The sequence below is a fragment of the Noviherbaspirillum denitrificans genome, assembly GCF_002211445.1.
GTDB lineage: Bacteria > Pseudomonadota > Gammaproteobacteria > Burkholderiales > Burkholderiaceae_D > Noviherbaspirillum > Noviherbaspirillum denitrificans.
The window spans coordinates 4,446,825-4,450,775 of sequence record NZ_LSTO01000001.1; the positions used below are offsets into that span (position 1 = coordinate 4,446,825).

The following is a 3,951-nucleotide window of genomic DNA, read 5'->3' on the forward strand; positions in this document are numbered from 1 at the left end:
ATCGCGGTTTGGCATGTGCTGCTGACCGCCGGGATCATCCCTGAAAGCGCCACGCCCTGCAGCAAGGGCGTGCCGTGCGGCCTCGTGCAGGTGCAATGGTTCGGCTTCGTGACCATTCCCCTGCTGTCGCTGGCCGGATTCACCGTTATCAACGCCCTGCTTTTCGCTACATTCAAATCGAAAAAATGAAACAAAAACACCTTTTCATCGGCACCGCCATCCTGCTGCTCGCCGCATTCGCGGCCGGCGCCTTCGTATTCAAGAACCGCCAGACGGAAGAAGCCGCGCAGAGTGCGGCAAAGAACCGCGAGGCGCTGGTGCGCTTCCATTCGCCTACCGTCGGCAATGCTGATGCGCCCGTCCATATCGTCGAGTTTTTCGACCCCGCCTGCGAAACCTGCAAGGATTTCTATCCGATGGTGAAGGCGCTGATGGCCGCGCATCCGGGCAAGATCAAGGTAACTATGCGTTATGCACCGTTCCACCAGGGTTCCGACCAGGTGGTGGCGATGCTGGAAGCGGCCCGCAAGCAGGGCAAGTTCTGGCCCGTGCTGGAGGGCCTGCTGGATGCGCAGCCGTACTGGGTCAAGCACCATGCGGCACAGCCTGAAGTCGCATGGAAGGTGATCGACAGCCTCGGCCTTGGCCTCGACATGCAGCGCGCCGGGAACGACATGCAGCTGCCGGAAGTCGTCCGCACCATCCAGCAGGACCTCGCCGATGCGCAAACGCTGAACGTGACCAAGACGCCGGAGTTCTTCGTCAACGGCAAACCGCTGCCGAGTTTTGGCTATGACCAGTTGAAGAAGCTGGTGGATGAGGCGTTGGCAGTCGCGCCGAAGTGATCAGGTAAGACTTGAAGATGATTCTTCAAGTAATTGAATTCAAGGTAGTTTCTTCTTCATCTTTCCAAACTGCCTTAGGATTGCAGAAAATCTCAACAATTACTTTTATTATTTAATTCAATTTGTTGATTTAAATAAATAAATTTAATCTTCCACAAGGATGGCGACCGGAAGCTGAGCGAGCCCCTCGGCAAGCATCAGCTTCCCGCCGCTGATCCGTATCCGCTGCCCGGAACAGATCTCCCGCCAGGTCGAATCCGTCACCCACGGACACAGCACAGCCGTGTCCTGCCATCGGGCGGCCGGCACGACCGGCGTCCCGTCCTGGGCCAGGATGCGTGCCGGAAGGTGCGTTGCGATGACAATCGCGGATCCCCCCTCCCCTCGCCGCGCAAATGCGATCGCATGTCCGGCCAGCCCGCCTTCCAGGTCCAGCGGCAGGTATTCACCGCGTGAAAACAGTTCTGGCGCACGGGCGCGAAGCTCCAGCGTTCGCAGGATGACCTGCTGTTTGATGCGGCCGTCCTTCCAGCCTTCGACGCCGGGTGGTGGGGCCTTCAGTGCCTGCATCCGCGCGGCGTAATCGACAGGACGGCGGTTGTCCGGATCAACCAGGCTGAAATCCCAGAAATCGGTGCCTTGGTAAAGATCCGGCACGCCGGGCGACGTCATGCGCAGCACTGTCTGGGTGAGGCTCTTGACCGCACCCGGCGCTCCCAGTGTGTCGACCCAGGCCGCCAGTTCTGCCAGGAAGCGGTTTTCCGCATGGACGTCGAGGATGGAAAACAGGAAGCGCCGGCAAGCCGCCTCATATTCTTCGTTGGGCATCACCCAGTCGCTGACCTGCTTGGCTTCGCGCAGCGCCTTGGTTTGCCACTGGTCCACGCGTTCGGCGAATGCTTTCACCCCGTCCAGGTCATCCGGCCGCAGGCCCAGCGGCCAGGCACCGGCCAGCATCTGGTACAGCATCAGTTCGTCCGCCGGCTGCGGGCCCGCTTCGCTGCGCTTGCCGGCGTTGAACTCCATCCACCGCAGGACAGTGGCATGCCACTCCGCGGGCATTTCACTGAGCACTGCGATCCGCGCGCGCACGTCCTCGCCGCGCTTGTGGTCATGGGTCGCCGTCGCCAGCATGGAATGCGGGAAGGCCGCCGCCCTTTCCTTGTTCGCTTCATGGAATTCGCGCACGCTGCACGCAAACTGGCTCGGGTCGGAACCGACCTCGTTGCGCGATAGCAGCCGGCCGTAGCGGTAGAAAGCGGTGTCCTCCACCGACTTGGCCGCCAGCGGCGGCGTCAGCTGCTGGAATCGGGTGATGGCGCGCTGGTGGAGGTAGCGCACGCGCGGGTTGGCGGCGTCGCGCGGCGCATCGCCACCCAGCCAGTGCGCGACCACGTCCAGCAGCGGTACTTCGGTGCGGTCCACGCTGCCGCGGGCCTGTTCCAGCGCCCTGTCGATCACGCCGTCGTCCAGTTCGTCTCGGCCGTTCGCGTCGGCATAGGTGCGGTAGACCGGAAAATGGACCAGCAGCTCGGCGAACACCCGGCGGATGGCGCCGAGCGAGAAGTCGCGCGTGCGCAGATCGGTGCGCGCCACTGCATGCAGGGCGCGCGCGGCGGCCTCGAATTCGCCGGCGAGGTTGTTGGTGAGCAGTTGGCGGCGCGCTTGCCGGACTTCGTCCTGGAAGCCGAGGTCGTTTCCGGTGAGTTCCGCCCACATCCTCGCGAGCGGCGCTTCGCCGGCCGGATCATGCAGTAGCGCGCCGGCCTGGTCCATGAAGTCGTATCCACTGGTGCCGTCGATTTCCCAGTTCTGACGCAGGTGTTCGCCGTGGGCGAGGATCTTTTCCACGACGATGTAGGCCGGCGCCGGTGGCAGCTCCGGCGGGCGCTGCGAAGCCAGAGCCTGCAGGCGGCGCCTCAGCTTGCGGCAGTAGGCGCCGGGATCCGCCAGCCCATCCACGTGGTCGATGCGGACACCGTCGATCAGGCCTTCCGTGTAGAGGCGGAAGATCATTGCGTGGGTCGCCTCGAACACATCGTCCTGCTCGACGCGCACGCCGGCCAGGTCGGTCACTTCGAAAAACCGCCGCCAGTTGATGCCATCCGCCGCGCAGCGCCACCACGCCAGCCGGTAGTGCTGGCGTTCCAGCAGGCCGTGCAACCATTCCAGCCCTTGCGACGTGGCGGCGGAACACGCGGTCAGGATCTTGTCGATGTCTTCGCGGCCTTTTTCTGTCATGCCCACCTCGCGCAGCAAGCCGAAGCCGATGTCGGCATTGTGCTGGGTGAGCAGTCCGCTGGCGCCGGTACGCTCATCGAAGGTGGCGATGGCGGCCGTCAACCGTTCCGACGCGGCGCTGCGCAGCAGGCTGCCATAGTCTGCAGGCGACACCGGGAAACGGTGGGCGTAATAGGCGATGAAAAACTTGCCGCGGGTTTCGTCGTATTGCAGTGTGATCTCGCCTGCATTGAGGACATCGCCGTAGGGCTTGCCAAGGAATGGGGCCATGACCTTGCCGTGCAGGGTTTCATCGGCCGGTTTCCAGTCGATGTCGAACCAGCGCGCGTATGGGCTGGCCTCGCCCCACTCCAGGACATGCTGCCACCACGGGTTTTCCGGACCGACGCCCATATGGTTGGGCACGATGTCGAGGATCACCCCCATGCCGTGTTCCCTGATACGGACGACCAACCGGCGCAGGCCGTCCTCGCCGCCCAGCTCGGGATTGATACGCGTCGGGTCGACGATGTCGTAGCCGTGCGTCGAACCGCTGCGGGCGGTGAGGATGGGTGAAGAATAAATATGGCTGATGCCGAGCGCGGCGTAGTACGGCACCACCTCGGCGGCCTGGTCGAAATTGAAGTCTTTGTGCAACTGCAGGCGTGCAGTCGCGCGCGGGATGGACATGTCAGCGCTCCCCTTCCGTAGTGCGGATCCGCTGCATGGCCGCGAGGCGGTCGCGCACGTCGAAGGTTTCGAGCACCGCGCCGGCATCCAGCGGCAGCCGGCGCCGCCAGTTCGGATGGGTATCGACGGTGCCGGGCAGGTTCGGCTGTTCGGTCAGCGCGAGTGCATCTTCGACCGGAAGCATGGCCAGCGGCGC

At 63.6% G+C, this 3,951-nt stretch carries 3 protein-coding genes and 1 pseudogene; 2 read left to right on the plus strand and 2 right to left on the minus strand.

All coding sequences use genetic code 11. The features are described 5' to 3' along the window. Window positions 1-189: pseudogene (locus tag AYR66_RS29035) on the plus strand (disulfide bond formation protein B); the annotation flags it as partial. Beyond that, entirely contained in the window at window positions 186-845 is a 660-nt protein-coding gene (locus AYR66_RS21540; RefSeq protein ID WP_088709208.1) for a DsbA family protein, read from the plus strand. The pseudogene AYR66_RS29035 and the gene AYR66_RS21540, both read left to right, overlap by 4 nt. 144 nt (window positions 846-989) lie before the next feature. Here AYR66_RS21540 and treY read toward each other — a convergent pair whose 3' ends face one another. Further along, window positions 990-3,755 carry a malto-oligosyltrehalose synthase gene (gene treY, locus AYR66_RS21545; RefSeq protein WP_088709209.1) on the minus strand — a complete coding sequence of 922 codons (2,766 nt, stop codon included), beginning with the start codon at window positions 3,753-3,755 and terminating at the stop codon, window positions 990-992. A 1-nt stretch (window position 3,756) separates the two neighbouring features. After that, on the minus strand, window positions 3,757-3,951 hold a 195-nt coding region (locus AYR66_RS21550; protein WP_141104288.1), incomplete at its 5' end, for a 4-alpha-glucanotransferase.

Coding starts and splice junctions, on each gene's coding strand:
- treY (WP_088709209.1), bottom strand. CDS start 3,755: ATGTCCATCCCGCGCGCGACTGCACGCCTGCAGTTGCACAAAGACTTC.
- AYR66_RS21540 (WP_088709208.1), top strand. CDS start 186: ATGAAACAAAAACACCTTTTCATCGGCACCGCCATCCTGCTGCTCGCC.